At 64.0% G+C, this 25599-nt stretch carries 27 protein-coding genes; 14 read left to right on the top strand and 13 right to left on the bottom strand.

The window, feature by feature from the left end:
• Positions 1-24: 24 nt before the first annotated feature.
• The 4 genes from N5B55_RS04320 to N5B55_RS04335 are packed head-to-tail and all read right to left on the bottom strand — an operon-like array spanning position 25 to position 4650.
• Positions 25-1065: a LacI family DNA-binding transcriptional regulator gene (locus tag N5B55_RS04320; RefSeq protein ID WP_116574778.1), complete on the bottom strand. Its 1041-nt coding sequence runs from the start codon at positions 1063-1065 to the stop codon at positions 25-27.
• A gap of 18 nt (positions 1066-1083) precedes the next feature.
• Positions 1084-2091: an ABC transporter permease gene (locus tag N5B55_RS04325; protein WP_154207246.1), complete on the bottom strand. Its 1008-nt coding sequence runs from the start codon at positions 2089-2091 to the stop codon at positions 1084-1086.
• Positions 2081-3661: a sugar ABC transporter ATP-binding protein gene (locus N5B55_RS04330; protein ID WP_304539247.1), complete on the bottom strand. Its 1581-nt coding sequence runs from the start codon at positions 3659-3661 to the stop codon at positions 2081-2083. The genes N5B55_RS04325 and N5B55_RS04330 overlap by 11 nt, the downstream gene beginning before the upstream one ends.
• 29 nt (positions 3662-3690) lie before the next feature.
• Positions 3691-4650 carry a sugar ABC transporter substrate-binding protein gene (locus N5B55_RS04335; RefSeq protein ID WP_304539248.1) on the bottom strand — a complete coding sequence of 320 codons (960 nt, stop codon included), beginning with the start codon at positions 4648-4650 and terminating at the stop codon, positions 3691-3693.
• Positions 4651-5074: 424 nt separating this feature from the next.
• Between N5B55_RS04335 and iscR the strand changes: the two genes are divergently transcribed.
• The 9 genes from iscR (at position 5075) to iscX (ending at position 11107) form a co-directional block, all read left to right on the top strand.
• Positions 5075-5668 carry a Fe-S cluster assembly transcriptional regulator IscR gene (iscR, locus tag N5B55_RS04340; protein WP_178959840.1) on the top strand — a complete coding sequence of 198 codons (594 nt, stop codon included), beginning with the start codon at positions 5075-5077 and terminating at the stop codon, positions 5666-5668.
• Positions 5669-5741: 73 nt separating this feature from the next.
• Entirely contained in the window at positions 5742-6959 is a 1218-nt protein-coding gene (locus N5B55_RS04345; RefSeq protein WP_178959841.1) for an IscS subfamily cysteine desulfurase, read from the top strand.
• Between the two features lie 68 nt (positions 6960-7027).
• Positions 7028-7429 (top strand): Fe-S cluster assembly scaffold IscU, encoded by a 402-nt coding sequence (gene iscU, locus N5B55_RS04350; protein WP_004635709.1) that lies wholly within the window; start codon positions 7028-7030, stop codon positions 7427-7429.
• A gap of 26 nt (positions 7430-7455) precedes the next feature.
• A complete protein-coding gene (gene iscA / locus N5B55_RS04355) occupies positions 7456-7776 on the top strand; it encodes an iron-sulfur cluster assembly protein IscA (protein WP_027677785.1) in 321 nt (106 codons plus the stop codon).
• 10 nt (positions 7777-7786) lie between these two features.
• Complete coding sequence (locus tag N5B55_RS04360) at positions 7787-7987, top strand: DUF3565 domain-containing protein (protein WP_065857385.1); 201 nt, start codon at positions 7787-7789, stop codon at positions 7985-7987.
• Between the two features lie 34 nt (positions 7988-8021).
• A complete protein-coding gene (hscB, locus tag N5B55_RS04365) occupies positions 8022-8561 on the top strand; it encodes a Fe-S protein assembly co-chaperone HscB (RefSeq protein WP_154207248.1) in 540 nt (179 codons plus the stop codon).
• Between the two features lie 69 nt (positions 8562-8630).
• On the top strand, positions 8631-10496 hold the full coding sequence (gene hscA, locus N5B55_RS04370; RefSeq protein WP_304539249.1) for a Fe-S protein assembly chaperone HscA: 1866 nt from the start codon (positions 8631-8633) through the stop codon (positions 10494-10496).
• A 46-nt stretch (positions 10497-10542) separates the two neighbouring features.
• On the top strand, positions 10543-10881 hold the full coding sequence (gene fdx, locus N5B55_RS04375) for an ISC system 2Fe-2S type ferredoxin (RefSeq protein WP_004635701.1): 339 nt from the start codon (positions 10543-10545) through the stop codon (positions 10879-10881).
• A gap of 31 nt (positions 10882-10912) precedes the next feature.
• Positions 10913-11107: a Fe-S cluster assembly protein IscX gene (iscX, locus tag N5B55_RS04380; protein WP_009238557.1), complete on the top strand. Its 195-nt coding sequence runs from the start codon at positions 10913-10915 to the stop codon at positions 11105-11107.
• A gap of 99 nt (positions 11108-11206) precedes the next feature.
• Here iscX and N5B55_RS04385 read toward each other — a convergent pair whose 3' ends face one another.
• The 5 genes from N5B55_RS04385 to N5B55_RS04405 form a co-directional block, all read right to left on the bottom strand.
• Positions 11207-11950: a glycine zipper 2TM domain-containing protein gene (locus N5B55_RS04385; protein WP_304539250.1), complete on the bottom strand. Its 744-nt coding sequence runs from the start codon at positions 11948-11950 to the stop codon at positions 11207-11209.
• Between the two features lie 265 nt (positions 11951-12215).
• Positions 12216-13760 carry a lysine--tRNA ligase gene (lysS, locus tag N5B55_RS04390; protein ID WP_304539251.1) on the bottom strand — a complete coding sequence of 515 codons (1545 nt, stop codon included), beginning with the start codon at positions 13758-13760 and terminating at the stop codon, positions 12216-12218.
• A gap of 24 nt (positions 13761-13784) precedes the next feature.
• Positions 13785-14525, bottom strand: a complete 741-nt coding sequence (locus tag N5B55_RS04395) for an SDR family oxidoreductase (protein ID WP_304539252.1) — start codon at positions 14523-14525, stop codon at positions 13785-13787.
• A gap of 25 nt (positions 14526-14550) precedes the next feature.
• A protein-coding gene (gene prfB / locus N5B55_RS04400; RefSeq protein ID WP_304539253.1) for a peptide chain release factor 2 occupies positions 14551-15655 on the bottom strand; the annotation gives its coding sequence in 2 pieces (ribosomal slippage) (positions 14551-15573 and positions 15575-15655; 1104 coding nt in all).
• Entirely contained in the window at positions 15572-15844 is a 273-nt protein-coding gene (locus N5B55_RS04405; protein WP_304539825.1) for a hypothetical protein, read from the bottom strand. Before N5B55_RS04405 ends, prfB begins: the two co-directional genes overlap by 84 nt.
• Between N5B55_RS04405 and pncB the strand changes: the two genes are divergently transcribed.
• From pncB to rmuC, 5 genes are all read left to right on the top strand, one after another.
• Complete coding sequence (pncB, locus tag N5B55_RS04410; RefSeq protein WP_304539254.1) at positions 15837-17006, top strand: nicotinate phosphoribosyltransferase; 1170 nt, start codon at positions 15837-15839, stop codon at positions 17004-17006. The genes N5B55_RS04405 and pncB overlap by 8 nt on opposite strands.
• An 89-nt stretch (positions 17007-17095) precedes the next feature.
• Positions 17096-17815 carry a LutC/YkgG family protein gene (locus N5B55_RS04415; protein ID WP_154207253.1) on the top strand — a complete coding sequence of 240 codons (720 nt, stop codon included), beginning with the start codon at positions 17096-17098 and terminating at the stop codon, positions 17813-17815.
• A gap of 141 nt (positions 17816-17956) precedes the next feature.
• Entirely contained in the window at positions 17957-19366 is a 1410-nt protein-coding gene (locus N5B55_RS04420) for a sodium:proton antiporter (protein WP_304539255.1), read from the top strand.
• Between the two features lie 19 nt (positions 19367-19385).
• Positions 19386-20387 (top strand): 2-hydroxyacid dehydrogenase, encoded by a 1002-nt coding sequence (locus N5B55_RS04425; protein ID WP_304539256.1) that lies wholly within the window; start codon positions 19386-19388, stop codon positions 20385-20387.
• Between the two features lie 12 nt (positions 20388-20399).
• The gene (rmuC, locus tag N5B55_RS04430; protein ID WP_178959850.1) at positions 20400-21872 is read left to right on the top strand and encodes a DNA recombination protein RmuC; all 1473 of its coding nucleotides are present in this window, start codon (positions 20400-20402) and stop codon (positions 21870-21872) included.
• 84 nt (positions 21873-21956) lie between these two features.
• Here rmuC and N5B55_RS04435 read toward each other — a convergent pair whose 3' ends face one another.
• The 4 genes from N5B55_RS04435 to moaA form a co-directional block, all read right to left on the bottom strand.
• On the bottom strand, positions 21957-22235 hold the full coding sequence (locus N5B55_RS04435; protein ID WP_004635681.1) for a hypothetical protein: 279 nt from the start codon (positions 22233-22235) through the stop codon (positions 21957-21959).
• A gap of 151 nt (positions 22236-22386) precedes the next feature.
• Entirely contained in the window at positions 22387-23667 is a 1281-nt protein-coding gene (gene moeA, locus N5B55_RS04440) for a molybdopterin molybdotransferase MoeA (protein ID WP_304539257.1), read from the bottom strand.
• Positions 23668-23699: 32 nt separating this feature from the next.
• Entirely contained in the window at positions 23700-24314 is a 615-nt protein-coding gene (mobA, locus tag N5B55_RS04445) for a molybdenum cofactor guanylyltransferase MobA (RefSeq protein WP_304539258.1), read from the bottom strand.
• A 20-nt stretch (positions 24315-24334) separates the two neighbouring features.
• Complete coding sequence (gene moaA / locus N5B55_RS04450; RefSeq protein ID WP_304539259.1) at positions 24335-25456, bottom strand: GTP 3',8-cyclase MoaA; 1122 nt, start codon at positions 25454-25456, stop codon at positions 24335-24337.
• Between the last annotated feature and the right edge of the window lie 143 nt (positions 25457-25599).

A 25599-nucleotide genomic window follows, 5' to 3' on the forward strand; every position in this document is an offset into this window, starting at 1 on the left:
CGAAAGCGTGAAAGGAAGACGGAATCAGGCGGCGCGGGCCGGGCGTTCGGGTTCGGCGGTCGACTCGCGCAAGGACAGGCGCGGCGGCAGCACGATGCGGCGTGCGCGCGGCTCTTCCACAGGATGCCGCAGGGCGTTGTCGCCGAGATGCTCGAGCAGCGTCTGCGCGGTGGTCTCGCCGAGTTGGCGGATCGATTGGCCGACCGTGGACAGCGCCGGATAGACGTAGCGGCTCAGTTCGATGTCGTCAAAGCCGATCACCGATAGGGCCTTCGGAACGGGAATGCCCAGCTCGGCGGCGGCGCGCAGTGCGCCGATGCCCATCAGATCGTTGCCGGCAAAGATCGCGGTGGGCATTTCGCCCTCGGTCAGCAACTGGCGCGCGGCGCGGTAGCCGCCGGGGCTGGTGAAATCGCCTTCGGCAATGCGGGCGGCGGCTTCGGGCACACCCGCCTCGCGCAGCGCGCGGTGGAATCCGGCCAGGCGCTCTGCCGTCACGCTCAGCGACGATGGACCGCTGATGCAGGCAATACGGCGGTGGCCGAGGTCCAGCAGATGCTTGGTCGCAAGGTAGGCGCCTTCTTCGTGGTCGACCTGGACCTGATCGGCCTGGATGCCTTCAGTCGGGCGGTCGACCATCACGATGGGCAGGGCGGATTCACCGAGCGCTTCGATCAATGCCGTGTCGGGCCCGGCGCTGCTGACGATGATGCCGTCGACGCGTTTTTCCATCAGCACGCGCAGGTAGTCGCGCTGCTTGCGGGGGTCGTCGTCGGAGTTGCAGAGGATGACGCTGTAGCCGGCGGCGGCGCACACGTCTTCAATGCCCCGCGCCAGCTCTGCAAAGTAGGGGTTGGTGGCCGTGGGCACGAGCACGCCGATGGTGCGCGTGGTGCGGTGCTTGAGCGAGCGGGCCACGGCGCTGGGCACGTAGCGAGTGGCCCGGATGGCTTCTTCCACGCGCTTGCGCGTCTCGGCGTTGACTGGCCTTGTGTTGTTGATGACGTGCGAGACGGTGGTGAACGAAACTCCGGCCAGCGCGGCCACATCCTTGATGGTTGCCATGACGATCTCCTCGGTCTCTTAATGGTGCTTGCTGCGGTTGCGCTTGCTGCGATAGGTATCCATGACCACGGCTGCGACGATGACCGCGCCCGTGATGATGCGTTTGGTGGGCTCGGAGGCGCCAATCTGCGCAAGGCCCGATTCGAGCACCGAGATGATCAGCACGCCGAACAGCGTGCGCACGACCGACCCCCGCCCGCCCATCAGGCTCGTGCCGCCGATCACCACGGCCGCGATCACCTGCAGTTCCATGCCGACGCCAGCATTCGGATCGGCGGCTTCCAGGCGCGAGACCTGGAACAACGCAGCCAGGCCCGAGAGCAGCCCCATCAGCGCGAACACCGCAATCTTGTATGGGCGCGGATTCACGCCCGCCAGCCGCACGGCTTCTTCATTGGTGCCGATGGCTACCAGGTAGCGGCCGAACACCGTGCGCACCAGCACGATCTGGCCAACCACCGTGATGGCAACCGCAATCAGGAACGACGGCGCGATGCCCAGCGCGATCGGGTTGGCGAGCCAGTCGACCGCGCTGCCGATGTACACGGTGCGCGAATCGGTAAGGCTGTAGGCGAGGCCGCGCGCCATTTCCAGCACGCCCAGTGACACGATGAACGACGGGATGCCCCAGTGCACCGTGACTGCGCCGGTCAGCATGCCGGCCGCCGTGGCCAGCGCCACGCCCGCCAGCGCTGCGGGCAACACGCCCCAGCCGAACTTGGTCATGGCCACGGACAGCACCGACGCCGACAGCGCCAGCACCGAGCCAACCGACAGATCAATGCCGCCGATCATCAGGATGAACGTCATGCCCACCGCCATCACCAGCAGGTCGGGGATCTCGTTGGCGATGGTCGTGAACGTGGGCAGCGAGAAGAACGTCGGCGACAGCGTGCCGAACAGTACCAGCATGGCGACCAGCGCAGCGAGCAACCCGCCAATCGTGCCAAGCGACATGCCCAGCGCCGCGCGCGCGCCGGCAGTCGCAGCGGGCGGCGTCGGGGGCAGGGTGGAATCAGAGCGCATCTGCGGTCTCCGAGGGGAATTGAGGTGCAGGGGACTCGGATTCTTCCGATTCACCGAAGGCAGCGGCGAGCAACGCGTCCTGGCTCCAGCCACCGCGTTGGAAGATGTGGGTGAGGCGTCCGGCGCGCATAACGCCAATGCGATCACACAGTTGCATGAGTTCGCGCAGATCGCTCGACACCACGACCAGCGCCTTGCCTCGCGCGGCCAACGCCTCGAGCAGCGTGTAGATGTCGAATTTGGCGCCGACATCGACGCCTCGCGTCGGCTCATCGAACAGCAGCACAGGCGTGTCGCGCTCCAGCCAGCGGGCAATGGCCACTTTCTGCTGATTGCCGCCGGACAGCTCTCCCACCGGCTGTTGCGGACCCGCGCACCGGACACGCAGGGCACCAATGTGCCGGTGCGCCAGCGCTCGCTCTTGCGCAGGTTGCAGCCACCCCCGTTTCGTCACGACCGGCATGTTGCCTAGCGCGATGTTGGTCGCGATGGGCAGGCTCAGCATCAAGCCTTCGTCCTTGCGGTCTTCGGTGAGCAGGCTGATGCCGTTGCGTACCGCGTCGCCTGGCGAGCGGATGCGCACCGGCGCCAGCGGTGAGCCCGCTTCGACAGTGCCCGCGTCCGCACGGTCTGCACCGAAGATCAACCGCAGCACTTCCGTGCGCCCCGCGCCGACCAGCCCCGCGATGCCAAAGATTTCCCCCGGCGCCACGTCAAAGCTCACGTCGCGCACCGCCGGCGTACGCGTGAGGCCGGTGACCCGCAGCGCCGGTGAGCCGTCACCGGGCCACGGCGCGCGCGTGGCACGTTGCGTTTCGGATGCCGCGGCCACTTCGCGACCGACCATCGCCTGGATCAGCGCATCCTGCGTGACCGTCGCAGCCGGCGCATCGGTCACGAGCTTGCCGTCACGCAGCACGACGATGCGATCGGCAATGCGCGCGAGTTCGTCCAGTCGATGAGAGATGTAGAGGATCGCCACGCCTTCGCGGCGCAGCGCGTCGATGCGCTCGAACAGCGTGGCGCTCTCGTGCGCGCTCAGCATCGCCGTCGGCTCGTCGAGGATCAGCACACGGCATGCGCTGGCCAGCGCGCGGGCAATCTCGATCATCTGCCGGTGGCCGATGCCGAGCGTCTGGACGGGCGTCCACGGGTCGAGGTCCAGGCCGACGCGAGCGAGCGCTTGTGCGGCCCGATGGCGCAACGCGGAGCGATCCACGAACCCGAGCCGCCGGGGCAGGTCGCCCAGGAACAGGTTTTCGGCCACCGTCAGTGTGGGCACCATGCTCAGTTCCTGCAGCACCATGCGCACGCCCAGCGCTTCGGCTGCGCTGCGCGAATCGGGTGCGTACAGCGCGCCAGCGAGCGTCATCGACCCGGAAGTCGCCGTCTCAAGCCCGCAGAGGATCTTGGAGAGCGTGCTCTTGCCGGCGCCGTTCTCCCCCGTCAGGGCAAGCACCTCGCCCGCGTGCACGTCAAGATCGATATCTCGCAGCACGGGGGCGGCGTAGTGCTTGCTGAGCGCGGAGACGCGCAGCAGCGGCGTGCGGGGTTCGTAAGCGGCAGACATGGCTGGCGGCGCCTGGCCGGTCTGTGGCGTCAGGAGCGCGTGACGAGGTTGACCGGTGTCTCGACGACACCTGACAGCTTCGCCTGCGGCGTCTTGGAGGCCAACGCCTTCAGCGCGGTTTCGATGCCGTAGACGGCTTGCTGATCGGCGTGCTGATCGGCAGTCGCGACGACACGCCCATCCGCCAGCATGGCCTTGATGGCGTCGATGTTGTCATAGCCGCCAATCAGCACCTTGCCCAGCTTGCCGGCTGCGCGCACTGCCGAGACGGCGCCGATCGCCATGTTGTCGTTGCCGCACAGCAGCGCCTTCAGGTTGGGCTCGGAGCGCAGCATGGCGGCCGCCACCTTGTTGCCCTTGTCGATCTCCCACTCGCCCGATTGCACGCCTGCGATCTTCAGCTTGGCGGCCTCTGCCGCGTCCTTGAAGCCGGCGGTGCGCTGCTGGGCGTTCGTGGTGGTCGGAATGCCTTCGATGATGCCCACGGCATCGCCCGGCTTGAGCGACTTGGCGACGAAGTCGCCCACCAATCGCGCGCCCTTGCGGTTGTCCGGCCCCACGAAAGGCACGTTAAGGCCTTTTTCCGAGAGCGCCGCCGGGTCCAGCCGGTTGTCGATGTTGATGACGAGAATGCCCGCGTCCACAGCCTTCTTGACGACGGGCACCAACGCTTTGGAGTCGGCCGGCGCGAGCACCAGCGCATCCACACGCGCCACGAGCATCTGCTCGACCAGGCGAATCTGCCCGGCGGTGTCGGTTTCGTCGCGAATGCCGTTGGTCAGCAGCGTGTAGTCCGACGCGTGCTCCTTTTGATGCTTGCGGGCGCCGTTCTCCATGGTCAGGAAGAACTCGTTGGCGAGCGACTTCATGACCAGCGCCACCTTGGGCGGCTTGTTGGCGGCATGCGCGAGCGAAAACGGGAACGGCAGAGCAGCGGCTACGGCAGAGCCCACGCCAAGTTGCAGGGCGCGGCGACGGCGGATATCCATGGTGTCTCCTCCAGGAAGAGGCCTGTCTGAGGCGGGTGGGTGCGGGGCGTCGCTGCCGTGTCACGCCGTAAGGCATTCCTAAGGGCAATCGCGCCTCGCTCTTCGCAAACGTTTGCGTACCTCAAAGTCTCGGCTACCGCGCAACAGAAGTCAATGAAATTGCGCTCGTCACCGCATAAGGAAAAACCCCTAGCGACGGTGCGTTCGCGACGGGCGTCCAAGTTGCGCCGCGGAAGTGGCTGGATAGCCCTATCGGACGTGGTTGATTGTTTTGGTCCACAATACGGCCTGCCGCGTGGCCATCCCGTTTTTCGGGCTTCGCAAATCCCCTTGCTGCGACGCGGAATCCCCCGACACCTTAGTTGACCGATTTTGTCGGGTTCCTTTATACTTGAGCAAAACGATCAGGTATTTCCCCGACGCCATGAGATTGACCACCAAAGGCCGCTTTGCGGTCACCGCCATGATTGACTTGGCGCTACGCCAAGAGCAGGGCCCGGTCACGCTGGCTGGCATCAGCCAGCGTCAGAAAATTTCGCTGTCGTATCTGGAGCAGCTGTTCGGCAAACTGCGCCGCCACGAAATCGTGGAAAGCGTGCGCGGCCCGGGCGGCGGCTACAGCCTCGCGCGCCGTGCCGACGACGTGACCGTTGCTGACATCATCATCGCCGTGGATGAGCCGCTCGATGCGACCCAATGCGGCGGCAAGGGCAACTGCGGCGGCGAAGAGCATGTCGGCGGCCATACCGGCCGCTGCATGACGCACGACCTGTGGGCCACGCTCAATCAGAAGATGGTCGAGTATCTCGATTCGGTGTCGCTGCAGAACCTGGTCGATCAGCAACGGGAGCGTCAGCCCGAAGTGATCCAGGACATGCGTGAAGCGCGTCCGGCGCGCCGCGAACGTGCCCCGGCACGCGCGCGCAGTGTCGACGCGCCGGCCGCCACCTCGGTGGCCGCCGAGCCGGTCAAGCGCGCCCCGCTGGTCAACTCCGTTTTCAGTCTGGCGCAATCCTGATTGCGCGAGCGTGAGGCCGGCCACGACGCCAGCCCCGCACAAGAACACCGCCCCCACACAAGGCAGACAAGATATGAGCACCCTGCAACTTCCCATCTACATGGACTATTCCGCGACGACGCCGGTGGACCCGCGCGTTGTCGACAAGATGATTCCGTATCTGCGCGAGAGCTTCGGCAACCCGGCTTCGCGCAGCCACCCGTTTGGCTGGGAAGCCGAGAAGGCCGTCGAGACTGCGCGCGAGCAAGTGGCTGCGCTGGTGAATGCCGATCCGCGCGAAATCGTCTGGACGTCCGGCGCCACCGAATCCGACAACCTGGCAATCAAGGGCGCTGCCAACTTCTACAGCAGCAAGGGCAAGCACATCATCACAGTGAAGACCGAGCACAAGGCTGTGCTGGACACCACGCGTGAGCTGGAGCGCCAGGGCTTCGAAGTGACGTATCTGGACGTGAAGGACAACGGCCTGATCGATATCGACGTCTTCAAGCAAGCCATCCGCCCCGACACCATCCTCGCCTCGGTGATGATGGTGAACAACGAGATCGGCGTCATTCAAGACATCGAAACGCTGGGCGAAATCTGCCGCGAAAAGGGCGTGATCTTCCACGTCGATGCTGCCCAGGCCACGGGCAAGGTTGAAATTGACCTGCAGAAGCTGAAGGTCGACCTGATGTCGTTCTCGGCGCATAAGACGTATGGTCCGAAGGGCATCGGGGCGCTGTACGTGCGCCGTAAGCCGCGTATCCGCATCGAAGCGCAAATGCACGGCGGTGGCCACGAGCGCGGCATGCGTTCGGGCACGCTGGCGACGCATCAGATCGTCGGCATGGGCGAGGCCTTCCGTATCGCCAAGGAAGAAATGGCGACCGAGAACGAGCGCATCCGCATGCTGCGCGATCGCCTGTATCGCGGCCTCAACACGATGGAAGAGGTGTATGTGAACGGCGACATGGAAGCGCGTGTGCCGCACAACCTCAACATCAGCTTCAACTTCGTGGAAGGCGAGTCGCTGATCATGGCGATCAAGGACGTCGCCGTGTCGTCGGGCTCGGCCTGCACGTCGGCCTCGCTGGAACCTTCGTACGTGCTGCGTGCGCTGGGTCGCAACGATGAACTGGCGCACAGCTCGATCCGCTTCACGGTGGGCCGCTTCACCACGGAAGAAGAAGTCGATTACGTGATCGAACTGCTCAAGAGCAAGATCGGCAAGCTGCGCGACCTGTCTCCGCTGTGGGAGATGTACAAGGACGGCGTGGATCTGAACAGCATTCAATGGGCGGCGCACTAAGGCGCGGCGTTTGACGAACAACGGATAACGGCGCCCCCGCGCCAGCCAACGATTGATAGAGGTGTGAAATGTCTTACAGCAACCAAGTTCTGGACCATTACGAAAACCCGCGCAACGTCGGCTCGTTCGAGAAGGGCGACGACACGGTCGGCACCGGCATGGTCGGCGCACCGGCTTGCGGCGATGTGATGAAGCTGCAGATCAAGGTCAACGAGCAGGGCGTGATCGAAGACGCCAAGTTCAAGACCTACGGCTGCGGTTCGGCCATCGCTTCGTCGTCGCTGGTGACGGAATGGGTGAAGGGCAAGACGCTGGATCAGGCACTGGAAATCCGCAACACGGCAATCGCTGAAGAGCTGGCCCTGCCGCCGGTGAAGATTCACTGCTCGATCCTGGCCGAAGACGCCATCAAGGCAGCCGTGGCCGACTACAAGGAAAAGCACGGCTCGGCCGAGCAGAAGGCTGCTTGAGCCGGATTGGATAGAAAGGAAGCAGCATGATCACCCTGACCGACAAGGCCGCGCAGCACGTTTCCCGCTACCTGACCCGCCGTGGCAAGGGCGTGGGCCTGCGCGTGGGCGTGAAGACCACGGGCTGTTCTGGCTTGGCTTACAAGCTCGAATACGCAGATGAGATTGCCGCCGAAGACCAGGTTTTCGAATCCAACGGCGTCAAGGTGATCGTCGATCCGAAAAGCCTGCCCTACATCGACGGTACCGAGCTGGACTACGCGCGCGAGGGGCTGAACGAAGGGTTTCGCTTCAACAACCCGAACGTGAAGGACGAGTGCGGCTGCGGCGAGTCGTTCCGCGTGTGAGCGGGGCATATTGAAGCAGGCGATTGTCGGTTTCGAGCGGGACGAGGAGGGCCATTGGGTCGCCCGTCTCGCTTGCGGACACGGGCAGCACATGCGCCACGAACCGCCCTGGCAACTGCGGCCCTGGACTGAAACGGGAGCCGGCCGCGCCAGCAAGATCGGCGTGCTGGTGGAATGCCTGAAGTGCGACCGGGGCGAGCCGGTCGAATAAGGAACACGAGGCGGCGCGGCCGCTTTTTTTATTCATGAATTCCGGCTTGTCAGCGAACACCACGCATTTTTCACTCTTCGGTCTGCCCGAGCACTTCGAGGTCGACGACGACGCGCTGAACGCTGCATACCGCACCGTGCAGTCGCAGGCACATCCGGATCGCTATGCCCACGCAGGCGATGCCGAACGCCGCGTCGCCATGCAATGGGCCACGCGCGCCAACGAGGCGTTCCAGACGCTGCGCGATCCGCTCAAACGGGCGACGTATCTTCTGCACCTGCGCGGTGTCGACGTGCAGGCCGAAAACAACACGGCCATGCCGCCAGCGTTTTTGATGCAGCAAATGGAATGGCGCGAGGCGTTGGGCGACGCCAAGGCAGAGCGCAACGTCGATGCGCTGGACGATTTGCTAGGCATGCTGCGAAAGGAAAAACGCGCGCGTTATCAGGCCCTGTCCGGCCTGCTCGGTGGCGACGGCAACACCGCGGCGGCAGCCGATGCCGTGCGCCAACTGATGTTCATCGAAAAGATCGAACGCGACACCGCCGAGGCCATCGACCGGCTGGACGACTAGAACCCAGAATTTGCGACAATGCCGGGTTTGCCCCGGCAGGCAGCCCATCCGCGCAATCGAGATATCCCCATGGCTTTACTGCAGATTTCCGAACCTGGCGAATCACCCGCACCGCACCAGCGCCGTCTGGCGGTCGGCATCGACCTGGGCACGACCAACTCGCTGGTGGCCTCGGTGCGCAGCAGCGTGCCGGAAGTGCTGCCTGACGATCAGGGGCGCCCGCTGTTGCCCTCCGTGGTGCGCTATCTGCCCACGGGCGGCGCCCACATCGGCTACAAGGCGCAGGCCGAAGCCGTGCGCGACCCGAAAAACACCATCATCTCGGTCAAGCGTTTCATGGGGCGCGGCCTCAAGGATGTCGCCCACATCGAGAACACGCCGTACGACTTTGTCGACGCGCCCGGCATGGTCCAACTGAAGACCGTGGCCGGCGTGAAAAGTCCGGTGGAAGTGTCGGCCGAGATTCTCGCCACGCTGCGCCAGCGCGCCGAAGACACGCTCGGCGACGAGCTTGTCGGCGCCGTCATCACCGTCCCGGCGTACTTTGACGACGCACAGCGCCAAGCCACCAAGGACGCCGCCAAGCTGGCGGGCCTGAACGTTCTGCGCCTGCTGAATGAACCGACCGCAGCCGCCATCGCCTACGGCCTGGACAACGCCGCCGAAGGCATTTACGCCGTCTATGACCTGGGCGGCGGGACGTTCGATATCTCGGTGCTCAAGCTCACCAAGGGCGTGTTCGAGGTGATGTCGACAGGCGGCGACTCCGCCCTTGGTGGGGACGATTTCGACCAGCGCGTCGTGTGCTGGATCGTCGAGCAGGCCGGCCTGCAACCGCTCTCTGCTGAAGACACGCGCCTGCTGCTGAACAAGGCCCGCGCGGCCAAGGAATGGCTTTCCACTGCCGACAGCACCGAGATTGACGCGATGCTCTCCACCGGCGAGACCGTGCACCTCGTGCTGACCGCCGAGACCTTCGCCGAACTGACCGCCAATCTCGTGCAAAAGACGCTGTCGCCCGTGCGCCGCGCATTGCGCGATGCAGGCGTGACGATCGAAGAAGTGAAGGGGGTGGTGCTGGTGGGCGGAGCGACGCGGATGCCGATCATCCGCCGTGCCGTGGGTCAGCTGTTCGGTCAGACGCCGCTCACGAACCTCGATCCGGACCAGGTGGTCGCCATTGGTGCAGCCATGCAGGCGAACCTGCTGGCCGGCAACCGTGCGCCGGGTGAAGACTGGCTGCTACTCGACGTGATCCCGTTGTCGCTGGGCGTCGAGACGATGGGCGGCCTGGTCGAGAAGATCATCCCGCGCAACAGCACGATTCCCGTTGCGCGCGCGCAGGAGTTCACCACGTTCAAGGACGGCCAGACGGCCATGGCGATTCACGTGCTACAAGGCGAGCGCGAGCTGGCGAGTGATTGCCGTTCGCTGGCGCGTTTCGAGTTGCGTGGCATCCCGCCGATGGTGGCCGGCGCCGCACGCATCCGTGTGACGTATCAGGTGGACGCTGACGGTTTGCTGTCGGTTTCGGCACGCGAAACGGTGTCGGGTGTGGAAGCGTCGATCACTGTAAAGCCGTCGTACGGCCTGGCTGATGACGATGTCGCGCGCATGCTGCAGGAAGGTTTCCAGTCAGCCGAAGACGACATGCGACGTCGAGCGCTTGCGGAGGAGCGTGTTGAGGCCGAGCGCCTGCTTGAGGCGCTGTCGCAGGCCCTGGCGGCTGATGGCGATCTGCTGTCGCCCGAGGAGCGCGCCGCCATCGACGCCGAGATCGTTGTGCTGCGCACCACCATGCAGGGCGAAGACCATCGCGCCATCAAGGACGCCGTGGATGCCCTGTCGCACGGCACCGACGAATTCGCCGCGCGCCGCATGGACCGCGGCATTCGCAAGGCGCTCGCCGGCAAACGGATCGAGGAGCTCGGCTGATCGCCGATCGCATCTCCTAAAACACACTTATCGAACGAGTTTCTTCATGCCACACATCGTCGTCCTTCCTCACGTCGAATACTGCCCGGAAGGGGCCGTGATCGAAGCCAAGCCCGGCACGACCATCTGCGATGCGCTGCTGGGTGCCGATATCGAGATCGAGCACGCATGCGAGAAGTCGTGTGCCTGCACGACCTGCCACGTGATCGTGCGCGAGGGCTTCAATTCGCTCGATGAGGCGACCGAGAAGGAAGAGGATCTGCTCGACAAGGCCTGGGGCCTGGAGCCGAACTCGCGCCTGTCCTGCCAGGCCAAGGTGGCGGAGTCGGACCTGACCGTCGAGATTCCGAAGTACACGATCAACCACGCCAAGGAAAACCACTGAGCCGAGCAGCCAGCGGTGGAGGAAGCCCATCATGAAATGGAACGATATCCAGCAGATCGCCGAAGCGCTGTACGACAAGTACCCCGACGTCGATCCGACGCGCCTGAACTTTGTCGACCTGCATAACAAAGTCGTCACGCTGGAAGGCTTTGACGACGACCACAAGCGTGGCGGCGAGAAATTCCTTGAAGCCATCCAGCAAGCCTGGATCGACGAGGCGGAATAAGCGCGGGAATAAGCGCGCAGCCTCGAACGCTCAAACGCGTGCGCATGAAAAAACCGGCCCGAAGGCCGGTTTTCTTTTGGGCGAAAAGGCGATGCCGATTTAGCCGGCCACCAGCGTCCCGTTCTCGATGTGCACGCGTTCGCCTGCCTGGAAGCCCGGGGCCGCCTTGTACATGAAGCTGCGGGTCGTGCCGTTGTCCATGCGGACGTTCACACGGTACTCCGTATCGCGGTGGTAGTAGTTTTCTGCCACATGGCCGCCGTAACCGCCTGCCAAGGCGCCGCCGACTGTTGCGAGTGTACGGCCATTGCCGCGGCCAATCTGGTTGCCCAGCAACCCGCCCACCACAGCGCCACCAATCATGCCGAGGCCGGTTTCCTTGCCTTGCATGGTGATCGGCGTGACCGACGTCACGTGGCCTGCATAGGGGCTGGCCGACTGGCGCGGTTGTGTCTGCGCATAGCTGGGGTTGCCCGACGGCGCGCGCTCGGCATACGACGGCTCCCGGGCGCGCACCGGGGCGGGCGCCACGTTTTGTGCCGGATACGGAGCAGCCTGGGCCGGTTGCGTCGTCTGGCCCGGTGCAGCCAGCGCCATCGGCGCCGAAGCGCCGGGCATGGCCGCTGCCGATTGTGCTGCGACATTCGGATCGGTGCTGCCCTGCGTTGCCTTCGAGGTGGGCAGCACGCCGGTAATGGCGGCCACCGCCGTCAGGCTGGCGATGATCACGGCGACAGCAGCCGTCGTCATCAGTGGATGCATGCGGCGCGAAGACGGAGGCACTTGCCCCGGCGACGTGCCGCCGTATTGTTGACCTTGGTTCGGTTGAATGTTGTTGTTCATCTTCGTTCTCCTGCGGCCCGTGGTGGGTTCGTTGCGGCCTTTCGATGAACACAGTGTGGTTCATCGCCGAAACAGATGCCGTTTTAATTTGTAAGCATCTGTACCGAGATTTTTCCCTTGAAAATCAGTTATTTGGCGTACTTTGATACATGTTGTGCAAACGGGGCGATGTTACAAATAGCGGGGTGGGCGCGTCTTTTGCGCTTGTGCAGGCAACAAAAAAACGCCCCTAGGGGCGTTTTTCCACGGCGCTCGACCGAACCGGTCAGTCTTCGCGGCGCAGGTGCGGGAAAAGGATCACGTCGCGGATGTTTGGGCTGTCGGTGAGCAGCATCACCAGACGGTCAATGCCGATGCCGCAGCCGCCGGTCGGGGGCATGCCGTATTCCAAGGCGCGGATGTAATCGGCGTCATAGAACATGGCTTCTTCGTCGCCGGCGTCCTTCTGTTCAACCTGCTTGCGGAAGCGCTCGGCCTGGTCTTCCGGATCATTCAGCTCGGAGAAGCCGTTGGCGATCTCACGGCCGGTGATGAACAACTCGAAGCGCTCGGTGATGCCAGGCAGCGTGTCGGAGCCGCGTGCCAGGGGCGATACTTCGACCGGGTAGTCAATGATGAAGGTGGGCTCCCACAGTTGCGACTCGGCGGTTTCTTCAAACAGCACAAGCTGCAGGGTACCCACGCCGGCGTTCAGGAATTGCGGCGCATTGGTGTCGATCTTGAACTTCTTCAACTCGGCGCGCAGGAAGTCGACGTCAGCCAGTTGGGCGTCCGTGTATTGCGGCGCGTACTTCTGGATCGCCTGGCAGATGGTCAGGCGATGGAACGGCTTGGCCAGATCCAGCTCGCGGCCCTGATAGGTGAGCGTGGCGGTGCCCGACGCGTCGATCGCCGCCTGGCGGATCAACTGCTCGGTGAAGTCCATCAGCCAGCGGTAGTCCGTGTAAGCCGCGTAGAATTCCATCATCGTGAACTCGGGGTTGTGTCGCGGCGACACGCCTTCGTTACGGAAGTTGCGGTTGATCTCGTACACGCGCTCGAAGCCGCCGACGATCAGTCGCTTGAGATACAGCTCCGGCGCGATGCGCAGGAACATCTGCATGTCCAATGCGTTGTGATGCGTGATGAACGGCTTGGCCGCCGCGCCGCCCGGAATCGGGTGCAGCATCGGCGTTTCGACTTCCATGAAACCGTTGCCTGCCATGAAGTTGCGCAGCGAGGCCATGGCCTTGGTGCGGGCGCGGAATGTGTCGCGCGTTTCCTTCGAGACGATCAGATCGACGTAGCGCTGGCGGTACTTCTGCTCCTGGTCAGCCAGGCCGTAGTAGTCGCCCGGCAGCGGACGCAGGCTCTTCGAGAGCAGGCGCAGCTCCGTCACAGCCACCGACAGTTCGCCGGTCTTCGTCTTCATCAGCGTGCCGCGCGCCGCCACGATGTCGCCCAAGTCCCACTTCTTGAAGCTGGCGTAGACGTCTTCGCCCACGGCGTCGCGGCTGATGTAGAACTGGATGCGGTCGGTGCTGTCCTGCACGGTGGCAAAGCTGGCCTTGCCCATCACGCGCTTGAGCATCATGCGGCCGGCGATGGCGACTTGCACCGGTTCCGGTTCCAGCATGGCCTGCTCGAATTCGCGGTACTTGGCTTGCAGATCGCCGGCGTGGTGCGTCGGGCGGAAATCGTTGGGGAAGGCGACGCCGTGCTGGCGGATCTCTGCCAGCTTCTCGCGGCGCTCGGCGATGATCTTGTTGTCGTCCTGCGCCGGCTCGGCCGCCGCGGTGTTCGATTCGGCCGGGTTGTTTTGTTCGGTCATGATGGTGATGAGAGGAATGTCGGTTCAGGCGATGTTGCGCAGGTCATCCAGCTCGGTCGCGCCAAAGTCGGGGCGGACGAGGTAGGCGGCGATGCGCGTGGCGGCGTCTTGCGGCGACACCAGCTCGCCATGCGCGTGCAGATCGCGGAAGCGCTGCACGCCGGCAAAGTCGGCGCCACGGATGGTGCGTTGCATGTCGGTGTCGATCACGCCGGGGGCGAGTGCCACGGCGCGCACGCTCGCATCGCCATCGGCATTGATGGCGCGCACGAACATGTCCAGCCCGGCCTTGCCGGTGCAATACGCCGCCCAGCCGGCGATCGGCCGGCGCGCAGCGCCCGACGAGATCGCCAGCACGCGGCGCTGCGCGTTCCACCCGGCGGTGCCGCGCAGCAGGGCAGCGGTCAGCGCCATCGGGCCAGCGAGGTTCAGTTGCAGGTGCGGCAGCAGCGCATCGGCGCGCAGTGTGTCGACGGTGCCGATCGGCTCCACCGCGCCGGCGTTGAGCACCAGCGTCACCTTGGCAAAGGCGGGCAGGGCGGCAAGCGTCTTGGTCATCCACGCCTCGGCGGCATGCGCGTCCGACAGGTCGACCTGGTGCCAGTCGAGCGTCACGCCGGCGGCTGCCGCCTGCGCGCGCAATTCGGCGTTATCGCCGCGTGCAACGCAGATGAGGCGGTGGCCAGGTTGCATCAGCGCCTGGGCCAGCGCGGCGCCCAGGCCGCGCGAGGCACCGGTCAGGATGAACAGGGACGTGTCTGACATGGCAGTCGCTCTGGTTTGGCTCGGATCAGACGCCCTGCTTCAGGCTGGCCTGAATGAACGGGTCAAGGTCGCCGTCCAGCACCTTCTGCGTGTTGGAGATTTCCACGTTGGTGCGCAGATCCTTGATGCGGCTCTGGTCCAGCACGTACGAGCGGATCTGATGGCCCCAGCCCACGTCGGTCTTGGCGGCTTCCTGCGCGTCGGCAGCGGCCTGTCGCTTGCGCAGCTCGTGCTCGTACAGACGGGACTTCAGCATCGTCATCGCTTCGGCGCGGTTGCGGTGCTGCGAGCGGTCGTTCTGGCACTGCACGACGATGCCGGTCGGGATGTGCGTAATCCGCACGGCCGAATCAGTCTTGTTGATGTGCTGACCGCCCGCACCGGAAGCACGGTACGTATCGACGCGCAGGTCCGCCGGGTTGATCTCGATCTCGATCGAATCATCGACTTCCGGATACACGAAGATCGACGAGAACGATGTGTGACGGCCACCCGCCGAGTCGAACGGTGATTTGCGCACCAGACGGTGCACGCCGGTTTCGGTGCGCAGGAAGCCAAACGCGTATTCGCCCTCGACCTTGATCGACGCGCTCTTGATGCCTGCCACGTCGCCTTCGGATTCTTCCAGGACTTCGGTCTTGAAGCCCTTGCGCTCGCAATACTTCAGGTACTGGCGCAGCAGCATCGATGCCCAGTCGCACGCCTCGGTGCCGCCAGCGCCGGCCTGGATGTCGATAAAGCAGTTGGCGGCGTCCATCGGGCCAGAGAACATGCGGCGGAATTCCATGTCTTCGACGATGGCGCGCATGCCTGCGGTGTCAGCCTCGATGGCTTCGATGGTCTCGTCGTCGCCCTCTTCGCGGGCGAGCTCGAACAGTTCGGCGGCGCCGGTGAGATCTTCGTCGAGCTTGGTCAGCGCCAGCACGACGGTTTCAAGCGACTTCTTCTCGCGGCCCAACTCCTGGGCGCGTTTGGGATCGTTCCAGACCTCGGGGTTTTCGAGTTCCTTGTCGACTTCGACTAGACGTTCAGATTTGACGTCGTAGTCAAAGATACCTCCGAAGGTCGTTGGCGCGCGACTTCAGGTCGGCCAACGTGTTCTGGATGGCATTGAGGCGTTCTGCTTCCATGGTGCAAAAATCCGGTCGGAAACCGGAAATTATAGCGGAATCAAGGGGTTTCTCGCCCGCATTGACCGTCGAAACGCCCATTTTCCGCGCCGGGGCGCCGGCATTTATCTGACCGCCACAGGCGTCCCGCCTGGCTTCGGTTAGCATGACGACCAGTCCACATGGCTTTTGGCGCTGTCCGATGATCATCCGCTCGCTGCTCGATACCGATCTGTACAAATTCACGATGATGCAGGTGGTGCTGCATCACTTTCCCGGCGCGCATGTCGAATACCGCTTCAAGTGTCGCAACGCGGGCGTCGATCTGGTGCCGTTCGTTGAGGAGATTCGCGCCGAAATCCGCCAGCTCTGCACCCTGCGCTTTACCGATGCGGAACTCGATTACCTGCGCGGCATGCGCTTCATCAAGAGCGATTTCGTCGATTTTCTCGGCCTGTTCCATCTCAACGAGAAGTACATCGACGTGCGCCCTGCACCGAGCAACGATGGGCAGATCGAGATCGTCATTGCGGGGCCGTGGCTGCACACGATCATGTTCGAGGTGCCGGTCCTCGCCATCGTCAACGAGGTGTTCTTCAGCCGCACGCAGACGCACCCGCAGTGGGAGGAGGGCAAACGCCGCCTGACCGACAAGCTGGCGTCGCTCAAGCGCCCCGGCCTGGAGGAATGCCGCATTGCCGATTACGGCACCCGCCGCCGCTTTTCGCACACCTGGCATGAGCATGTGCTGCTGGAGACGCGTGCGCAGCTTGGTGCTCAATACGCGGGCACCAGCAACGTTTACTTCGCCATGAAGCACGGCATGACGCCGTTGGGCACCATGGCGCATGAATACCTGCAGGCCTGCCAGGCGCTGGGCCCGCGCCTGCGCGATTCCCAGACCTTTGCGTTGGAAACCTGGGCCAAGGAATACCGCGGCGATCTCGGCATCGCGCTGTCGGATACCTATGGATTCGACGCCTTCCTGCGCGATTTCGACATGTTCTTCTGCAAGCTCTTCGACGGCGTTCGCCATGATTCCGGCGATCCGTTCGAGTGGGGTGAGCGCATGCTCAAGCATTACGACGACATGCGCGCCGAGCCGAAGTCCAAGGCGTTGATCTTCTCCGACAGCCTCGACATGCCCAAGGTCATCGGCCTGTATGAGCGCTTTCATGGCCGCTGCAAGCTGGCGTTTGGCGTGGGGACCAATCTGACAAACGACCTGGGCTACACGCCGCTGCAGATCGTCATCAAGATGGTCCGCTGCAACGGCCAGCCGGTGGCCAAACTGTCGGACGCGCCAGAGAAGACGATGTGCGACGATCCGGCGTACCTCACGTACCTGAAGCAGGTATTTGGCGTGCAATAAGGCTCACGCCGACGCCGAATAAGTTTCAACGGCGGGGGCGGATCGTGCAGGAAGCGGCTCGTATAATCGATCGATCTTTCGGAGCCGCCATGGAATCACAACCGGACACCCCCGTCGACCCGCTCGACACCAGCCGCGCACGCGACGCCATCTTTGCGCGCATCCGCAATGCGCAGCATCGTCCCGCGAAACCGACGCAGGGTGAGCGCGATGCCGTGGCGGATTACCTCGCGCGCCATCCGGCCGGGCCGCGCCCGCCAGTGCCTGCAGATCTCGCCGCGTATTTCGCCGAGCAAGCACTGAAGATGGCTTCGACGCTCGATACGGTCGAAACGCTGTCCGACGTGCCTGGCGCTGTGGCCCGCTATCTGTCTGGCCTGAACCTCAAGCCGCAGGCGGTGGCCTGGACCACGTTGCAATCGCTGGACTGGGCGGGGGCGGGCATAGGCGTTGAGTTCCGCCCGCCCGTTCGCGAGGCGCAAGCCGACCAGGAACACGGGGATCTTGTCGGCATTACGGGTTGCTTCTGCGCGATTGCAGAGACGGGCTCGCTGATGCTGCTGTCCGGGCCGGAGAACGTCGCCTCGACGGCGCTACTCCCCGAGACGCATATCGCCGTGGTGCCGCAGTCGCGCATCGTCGCGAATCTGGAGGACGCCTATGCGCTGATGCGCACGGAGCGGGGCGAACTGCCGCGCGCCACGAACGTCATCAGCGGGCCGTCGCGCACGGGCGATATCGAGCAGACCATCGTGCTGGGTGCACATGGCCCCTATCGCGTTCACGTGATCGTGGTGACGGCTGCCTGAGGCGTTGTCGTCTTGTCATTGGCCCATCAAACATCCGTGGACGTTTAGCAGGCGACAGACCTCGGGCGTTTACACTGGCGTCTTTGTTTGTGTGGCGCGGCCGCGTTTGCGGTGCGCCCCCACGCTTAGGAGAACGCCTACGTGAAACGCCTGTGGCCCCTTGTATTCCTGTTTGTCTGTGGCCTGGCGCGCGCCGCTGATGTGAACGGCGCGGAGTTGTCCGTGCTCTGGGGTGTGCCGTTCGCGGGCATCCTGCTCTCAATCGCCATCGCACCGCTCCTCGTGCCCAAGCTGTGGCACGACCACTACGGCAAGATCGGAGCGGCTTGGGCGTTGGTGCTGCTGGTGCCTTTCGGAATGGTGTTTGGCCCGGAGGCAGCCATCGCTTCCGTCAATCACGCGGCGCTTGCCGAATACATTCCCTTCATCGCGCTCATTGCCGCTTTGTACGTTGTTGCGGGCGGCATCTGTATTCGCGGTAACCTGCATGGCACGCCAAAGCTCAATACGGGCTTGATTGCGCTTGGCACGGCGCTGGCCAGCATCATGGGGACGACTGGCGCAGCGATGCTGCTCATCCGGCCTTTGCTGCGGGCCAATGAAGCACGCCGGCATCGCGCACACGTCGTCGTGTTCTTCATCTTCCTGGTGGCAAATGCCGGCGGAGCGCTTACGCCCCTAGGCGATCCGCCGCTGTTCCTGGGCTTCCTGCAGGGCGTCGATTTCTTCTGGACCACACAACATCTGTGGCGCCAGACGCTCACGATGTGGGTGCTGCTGCTGGCGATCTTCTTCATCATCGATAGCTACTTCTATCACACCGGCAAAGAAGAGCTGCCCAACATCACTGACGCGACGCCGGACGACGCGGGCCCACTGCGCTTCGAAGGCAACGTCAACTTTGTGCTGCTGGCAGGCATTCTCGGCCTCGTGCTGATGAGTGGACTGTGGAAGCCCGGCATCGTCTTCCACGTGATGGGCACGGAGGTGCTGCTGCAAAACGTCGTGCGCGATGTTGGGCTGGTGGTGATTGCGCTGCTGTCGTTGTGGCTCACGCCGGGCAGCGCGCGCGCCGGCAACGAGTTCAACTGGGAGCCCATCCTGGAAGTCGCCAAGCTCTTCGCCGGCATCTTCGTCACCATCGGGCCCGTGATTGCCATGCTCAAGGCTGGCGTGGACGGCCCGTTTGCGGGCATCGTCCATCTCGTCAACGACAGCGCGGGCCAGCCGAACAACGCGATGTACTTCTGGGCGACGGGGTTGCTGTCGTCGTTCCTGGACAATGCGCCGACGTATCTGGTGTTCTTCAACACCGCCGGCGGTGACGCCTCCATGCTGATGAGCGAGGGCGCCTCCACGCTGGCCGCGATTTCCGCCGCGGCGGTGTTCATGGGCGCCAACACCTACATCGGCAACGCGCCCAACCTGATGGTGAAGGCCATCGCCGAAAGCCGCGGCTTGCAGATGCCGAGCTTCTTTGGCTACATGCTGTGGTCCGTGTGCATTCTCTTGCCGATTTTCGTTCTGATGACCTTCGTCTTCTTCCGCTAACCGAACGTGTGCTGAACGTATGAAACCCGGAATCCTCGTCACCCGCGCGATGTTTCCCGAAGTGCTTGAGCGCTTGCGTGAGACCTTCGACGTGATCGACAACCAGGCGGACATCGAGTATCCGCCCGAAGCGCTAGCCGAGCGGCTGCAAGGCCGTGTAGGCCTGCTGTCCAACGCCGCCGACACCATCAACGCCGAGTTGATCAGCCGCGTGCCGACGCTGCGCGCGGTGTGCAACATGGCCGTCGGCTACAACAACTTTGACCTTGCCGCGATGACGCGTGCAGGCATCCTGGCCACCAACACGCCGGACATCCTGACCGAGACCACCGCCGACTTCGGCTGGGCCCTGCTGATGGCCGCCGCACGGCGCGTCTCAGAGTCAGAACGCTGGCTGCGTTCGGGACAATGGAAGCGCTGGACTTACGACATGTTCCTTGGTGCCGAGGTGTACGGCAGCACCCTGGGCATTCTCGGCATGGGCCGCATCGGCCAGGCGCTGGCGCGGCGCGCGAGCGGCTTCTCGATGCGCGTGATCTATCACAACCGCAGCCGGCTTTCGCCTGAACTCGAACAGGACACGCGCGCCACGTATGTCAGCAAGGATGAGTTGCTGAAACAGGCAGATCACCTTGTGCTGGTGCTGCCGTATTCCAAGGAAAGCCACCACGCCGTCGGCGCGGCCGAGCTGGCACAGATGAAGCCGACCGCCACGCTGGTCAACCTCGCGCGCGGCGGCATCGTTGATGACGCCGCGTTGGCACAGGCGCTGGCGGACAAGCGCATCTTTGCTGCCGGCCTGGATGTGTACGAGGGTGAGCCTAAAGTACATCCGGCATTGCTCGACGCTGAGCACGTCGCGCTCACACCGCACATTGCCAGTGCCACCTTGGGCACGCGCCTGGGCATGGCCAACCTGGCCGCCGACAACTTGATCGCTGCACTCGGCTTCGGCCCGCACGCAGGGCGGCCGCCTAACTTGTTGAACCCGGACGCGCTGGCGCAGCGCGCGTCCTCCTGATCGAACGCTGATATGGACTGGTTGGCTTTACTGACGTTGCTGGGCGTAGCTGTGGTGGCTGTGCTCTGCGTATTGATCTGGCGTGGGGTCTCTCGCCCCGCAGGAAGCGATATATCACCGATGCTCGCGACACTGCGTGATGAACTGGCGCGCGGCAATGAACGCATCGAGCGCGAACTGCGCGGCGAAATCGCTGAGACGGCCCGCATCGGCCGCAGCGACGTCACGCAGCAACTGGGGCAATTCCAGCAGGTGCTGGCGACGCAGCTCACCAGCGTCGCCACGCTGCAGAACAACCAGATCGACACGTTCGCGCAGCAGCTCACCAAGCTGACCGAGACGAACACGCAGCAGCTTGAGGCCGTGCGTCAGAACCTGCAGCAGCAAGCCCAGCAGGCGCGCGACGAGCAGGGCAACGCGCTGCGCCGCTTTGGCGAGACGATGCAGCAGCAGCTCGCCCAACTCGGCGAGGGCAACGAGCGCCGCCTGGCGGAGGTGCGTGCCACGCTGGAGCAGAAGCTCAAGGACATCGAGGCGAACAATGCAACCAAGCTCGACGAGATGCGCCGCACGGTCGACGAAAAGCTGCACGCCACCCTGGAGCAGCGTCTGGGCGAATCGTTCAAGCTGGTGTCGGACCGGCTGGAGCAGGTGCATCGCGGCCTTGGCGAAATGCAGGCGCTGGCGCAGGGCGTGGGCGACCTGAAGAAGGTGCTGACCAACGTGAAGACGCGCGGCACCTGGGGCGAAGTCCAGCTGGAGATGCTGCTGGAGCAGATGCTCACGCCCGAGCAATACGACAAGAACGTGGAGACCGTGCACGGTACTGGTGCGCGCGTGGAGTTCGCCATCCGCCTGCCCGGTAAGACCGATGCCGATCACGATGCAGCGGTGTGGCTGCCGATCGACGCCAAATTCCCGAAAGAGCAGTACGAGCGCCTGCTCGACGCACAGGAGCGGGCCGATGCCGACGCAGCCGCAGCTGCCAGCCGCGAGCTGGAAGTCGCGGTGCGCAAGGAGGCGCAGACCATCCACGAGAAGTACATTGCGCCGCCGGCCACGACCGACTTCGCCATCCTGTTCCTTCCTACCGAGGGACTCTACGCTGAAGTGCTGCGCCGTCCGGGCCTGACCGACGAGTTGCAGCGCAAGTTCCGCGTGACGGTGGCGGGCCCGACCACGCTCACCGCGATCCTCAACAGCCTGCAGATGGGCTTCCGAACGCTGGCGCTCGAAAAGCGCTCCAGCGAAGTCTGGCAGGTGCTCGGTGCCGTGAAAAGCGAGTTCGGAAAGTTTGGCGACGTGCTGGCCGCGACGAAGAAGACGCTGGAGCGCGCCGTCAGCAATATCGAGCAGGCCGAGGTGCGGACGCGCCAGATGAACCGCAAACTGAAGGCGGTGGAGGCGTTGCCGAGCGATTCTGCGCAGAGCGTGCTGGGGCTCGAGTCCACTGTGTCGCCGGACGAGGAAACCGAATCCGAGTAAGGCCAGGCCGGATAGGTCATCGGCATCAGCAAAAGAAAAGGGGCGGATATTTCCGCCCCATTTTCTTGAACCGCACAGCCGCGATCAGGCTTCTTCCGGCACGTCGCGCAGCAGGATTTCGATGCCGCCAAAGCGCTCGGCAACCCAGTTATAGGCATGGCAGGCCAGCCACAGTGCACCAAAACCGACCAGGGCGTTGAGGATCAGGCCGCTGAGCACGACGATCGTCGGCAGTTCACCGTACCGGACGAAGCCCACGAAGAAGAACAGTCCCACGACCGGCAGCGAGAAACAGAGGTACACCAGTACCAGCGCGCGGGCGGTATGGGCCGGGTGAAGATACGCAATCTCCTTGGTCATCATGGCAGTGCTCAGGCTCAAATCCGAAACAATCAAACTGGCGCAGAGTGTAGCGAATCGACCGATGCGCCGATACCCGCAGCCCGGAGGTGACGCAAAAAACCGACAGCATGCGATGTTGCTGTCGGCACAAAAGCCGCCGTTGCCACGCCGCCTAGACGAGACCGTCGAACAGCAAGACCTGCACGCCGTCGCCAGCGTTGACCTGACCCTGTTCGTGAGCGAGCACGACGAAGCAATTTGCTTCGCTCATGGAACGCAGCACGCCCGAACCTTGCTGGCCGGTGAGGCGGACTTCGAGCTGGCCGCGTTCGTTCAGGGCGGCGATTGCGCGCTGGTATTCCGTACGCCCGGGCCGCTTGCGGATCGGGGCGGCGCTCACGGCCGGCACCAACGGTGCGCCGGCGTCGGTGGCGCCCATCATGCGCAGCAGCGCACCGCGCACGAAGTGATAGAACGTCACCATCACCGCCACTGGGTTGCCGGGCAATCCAAAAAGGAACGCACTGCGGCCATTTGACGCGATGCGTCCGAAAGCCATCGGCCGGCCTGGGCGCATGGCGATCTTCCAGAATGTCACGTCGCCCAGCTTGGCCATCATCTGTTTGGTGAAGTCTGCTTCGCCGACGGAGACACCACCCGAAGTGATGATCGCATCGGCGTTTTCAGCGGCGGTGCGGAAGGCGGTTTCGAGTGCCGCCGGGTCGTCGCGCACGACGCCCATGTCGAGCAGTTCAACACCCAGGCGCGAAAGCATGCCGTGCAGCGTGTAGCGGTTGGAGTCGTACACGCAGCCGGCGTCGAGCGGTTCACCAATGGAGCGCAACTCGTCGCCGGTGGAGAAAAACGCCACGCGCAGCTTGCGGCGTACAGACACTTCAGCGATGCCAAGCGAGGCCAGCAGACCGATGTCGGCGGGGCGCAGCGTTCGGCCTGCGGACAGCGCGGCGCTGCCTCGCGCGAGGTCTTCTCCACGCAGACGTCGGTTGTCGCCTGCGCGCACGGCATCGCGGGCAAAGCGAACGGTGTCGGCATCGCCTTGCGTGAATTCCTGTGGGATGACCGTGTCGCAGCCGACCGGCATGACGGCACCGGTCATCACGCGCACGGCTTCGCCTGCGCTGGGCACGCCGTCAAAGGCGATACCCGCATACGCCGTGCCGATCACGCGCAAGGAGATTTCGCCTGCATGGCCTGCAAGTTCTGCACTGGCAAAGGCAAAGCCGTCCATCGCCGAGTTGTCGTGCGAAGGCACGTCGATGGACGACAGCACGTCTTCGGCCAGCACCCGATCGAGCGCACTGCGGATGGGCACGCGGGCAACGCCGCTTACGGGCTGCACGAAGTCGCGCATGATGGCTTGCGCTTGCGCAACGGGCAGGGCGTTCGGATCGTAGTCGGACAGACACGAAACGACGGAGGCAAGGGTGGTCATGACGTCGATGAGGGAGCGGTGGCCTTGGCGTTCTAGCGGCGCTCGGCCAGCTGGTGCAATTCTTCCAGCGTGTTGATGTTGGCGAAGGCGGAACTGTCGTCAAACAACACGTCCACCGTCGGGTGGCGCGCGGTCCAGCTTTCGATCTTGCGGCCACCGCCTTGCAGATAGACGATCAGGTCGTCGGCAAGCAGCGTATCGATCAGACAGAATACCGGCTGCACTTGCCGGCGCGGGTGACCTTGCTCGTCCGGCTCCATCGTCACCGGCATGGCGATGCGCGCGCGGGCCTCCTCCATTGCGTGCGAGAGCTTGACTGCCAGGTCGGTCGGCACGAAGGGCGAATCGCAAGGCGCAGTCAGCAGGTAGCGCGTCTCACATTGCTCCAGCCCGGCCAGGATGCCCGCCAAGGGGCCGGCAAAATTCGGCACTGAATCCGCCACCACCGGCACGCCAAATGACTCATACGCGGCCAGATTGCGGTTCGCGTTGATCAACATGTGGCTCACCTGCGGCGACAGGCGCAACAGCGTGTGCATCGCCATCGGCGCGCCGCGAAACGTCTGCAGGCCTTTGTCAACGCCGCCCATGCGGCTGCCCCGGCCGCCGGCCAGGATCAGGCCGGTGATGTCGGATATCGGAATCATGTCGTTGAACGCTGGCGGATTCAACCGCCGATGTAGGACATTTCGATGCGCCGGCCGGCCGGTTTTGCCTTGCCGCTGGCGCGCAATTCGGAATAGCGGTCGGCGCGGCCTTGCCAGACACCGCGGATCGCGTTGGAGAGTTCCAGATCGGTCGCGCCGCCGCGCAATAACGCGCGCAGGTCGAAGCCTTCGGTGGCGAACAGGCAGAGATACAGCTTGCCTTCGGTCGACAACCGCGCGCGCGTGCAATCGTGGCAGAACGCCTGGGTCACGCTCGAGATCACGCCGACCTCGCCAGCGCCGTCGACGTAGCGCCAGCGCTCGGCAGTTTCGCCGCTGTAATTCGCCGACACCGGCTCGAGCGCAAACTCGGACGAAAGGCGCTTGATCACTTCGGCCGACGGCACGACGGAACGCATGTCCCAGTGGTTGGTCGTGCCCACATCCATGTATTCGATAAAGCGCACGATGATGCCGCTGCCATGGAAGTGCCGCGCCATGGGCACGATCTGGTCATCGTTATCGCCTTTCTTGACGACCATGTTGACCTTGATCGGCGCCAGTCCGACGCTCTGCGCGACTTCAATGCCGTGCAGCACTTCGCTTACGGAAAAGTCGACATCGTTCATGCGCCGGAAGGTCGCATCGTCGATGCCGTCGAGGCTGACAGTCACGCGGCTGAGGCCAGCGTCCTTGAGCGACTGGGCCTTGCGTGCAAGCAGGGCGCCGTTGGTGGTCAGCGTCAGGTCCAGGGGCTTGCCTTCGGCGGTGGTCAGACGCGCGAGCATTTCCACCAGGCGTTCGATGTCTTTGCGCAGCAGCGGCTCGCCGCCCGTGAGACGGATTTTTTCGACACCATGCTCGATGAAAAGCCGCGCCATGCGCTCGATCTCTTCAAACGACAGCAACTCGGAATGCCGCAGGAAGCGGTAATCCTTGTCGAACACGTCCTTCGGCATGCAGTAGACGCAGCGGAAGTTGCAGCGATCCGTCACAGAGATGCGCAAATCGTGCAACCGGCGCCCGCGCGTGTCCGTCAGCTTGCCCTCGGAGGGGACCAGCACGTTGGGCACGGTCGGCACCGTGGCGCGATGATGTTGGCCATCGCGCAGATCGTAAAGGGGGATGACGGTTTCGGTCATGGTGTGGTGCGGTGCGTCAATCCACGAAGCGGGAGTGTTGCACCCGATACAAGTTCGAGTGTAGCGCAGCCCCTGTTCCGCGCGGGCGGTGGGGTTTCATACTCGATATATCGCGCACAGAAAAAAGGGCGGCCGAAGCCGCC

This window comes from Ralstonia pickettii, from assembly GCF_030582395.1.
GTDB classification, from domain to species: domain Bacteria; phylum Pseudomonadota; class Gammaproteobacteria; order Burkholderiales; family Burkholderiaceae; genus Ralstonia; species Ralstonia pickettii_D.

Coding starts and splice junctions, on each gene's coding strand:
- N5B55_RS04320 (WP_116574778.1), bottom strand. CDS start 1,065: ATGGCAACCATCAAGGATGTGGCCGCGCTGGCCGGAGTTTCGTTCACC.
- N5B55_RS04325 (WP_154207246.1), bottom strand. CDS start 2,091: ATGCGCTCTGATTCCACCCTGCCCCCGACGCCGCCCGCTGCGACTGCC.
- N5B55_RS04330 (WP_304539247.1), bottom strand. CDS start 3,661: ATGTCTGCCGCTTACGAACCCCGCACGCCGCTGCTGCGCGTCTCCGCG.
- N5B55_RS04335 (WP_304539248.1), bottom strand. CDS start 4,650: ATGGATATCCGCCGTCGCCGCGCCCTGCAACTTGGCGTGGGCTCTGCC.
- iscR (WP_178959840.1), top strand. CDS start 5,075: ATGAGATTGACCACCAAAGGCCGCTTTGCGGTCACCGCCATGATTGAC.
- N5B55_RS04345 (WP_178959841.1), top strand. CDS start 5,742: ATGAGCACCCTGCAACTTCCCATCTACATGGACTATTCCGCGACGACG.
- iscU (WP_004635709.1), top strand. CDS start 7,028: ATGTCTTACAGCAACCAAGTTCTGGACCATTACGAAAACCCGCGCAAC.
- iscA (WP_027677785.1), top strand. CDS start 7,456: ATGATCACCCTGACCGACAAGGCCGCGCAGCACGTTTCCCGCTACCTG.
- hscB (WP_154207248.1), top strand. CDS start 8,022: ATGAATTCCGGCTTGTCAGCGAACACCACGCATTTTTCACTCTTCGGT.
- hscA (WP_304539249.1), top strand. CDS start 8,631: ATGGCTTTACTGCAGATTTCCGAACCTGGCGAATCACCCGCACCGCAC.
- fdx (WP_004635701.1), top strand. CDS start 10,543: ATGCCACACATCGTCGTCCTTCCTCACGTCGAATACTGCCCGGAAGGG.
- iscX (WP_009238557.1), top strand. CDS start 10,913: ATGAAATGGAACGATATCCAGCAGATCGCCGAAGCGCTGTACGACAAG.
- N5B55_RS04385 (WP_304539250.1), bottom strand. CDS start 11,950: ATGAACAACAACATTCAACCGAACCAAGGTCAACAATACGGCGGCACG.
- lysS (WP_304539251.1), bottom strand. CDS start 13,760: ATGACCGAACAAAACAACCCGGCCGAATCGAACACCGCGGCGGCCGAG.
- N5B55_RS04395 (WP_304539252.1), bottom strand. CDS start 14,525: ATGTCAGACACGTCCCTGTTCATCCTGACCGGTGCCTCGCGCGGCCTG.
- pncB (WP_304539254.1), top strand. CDS start 15,837: ATGATCATCCGCTCGCTGCTCGATACCGATCTGTACAAATTCACGATG.
- N5B55_RS04405 (WP_304539825.1), bottom strand. CDS start 15,844: ATGATCATCGGACAGCGCCAAAAGCCATGTGGACTGGTCGTCATGCTA.
- N5B55_RS04415 (WP_154207253.1), top strand. CDS start 17,096: ATGGAATCACAACCGGACACCCCCGTCGACCCGCTCGACACCAGCCGC.
- N5B55_RS04425 (WP_304539256.1), top strand. CDS start 19,386: ATGAAACCCGGAATCCTCGTCACCCGCGCGATGTTTCCCGAAGTGCTT.
- rmuC (WP_178959850.1), top strand. CDS start 20,400: ATGGACTGGTTGGCTTTACTGACGTTGCTGGGCGTAGCTGTGGTGGCT.
- N5B55_RS04435 (WP_004635681.1), bottom strand. CDS start 22,235: ATGATGACCAAGGAGATTGCGTATCTTCACCCGGCCCATACCGCCCGC.
- moeA (WP_304539257.1), bottom strand. CDS start 23,667: ATGACCACCCTTGCCTCCGTCGTTTCGTGTCTGTCCGACTACGATCCG.
- mobA (WP_304539258.1), bottom strand. CDS start 24,314: ATGATTCCGATATCCGACATCACCGGCCTGATCCTGGCCGGCGGCCGG.
- moaA (WP_304539259.1), bottom strand. CDS start 25,456: ATGACCGAAACCGTCATCCCCCTTTACGATCTGCGCGATGGCCAACAT.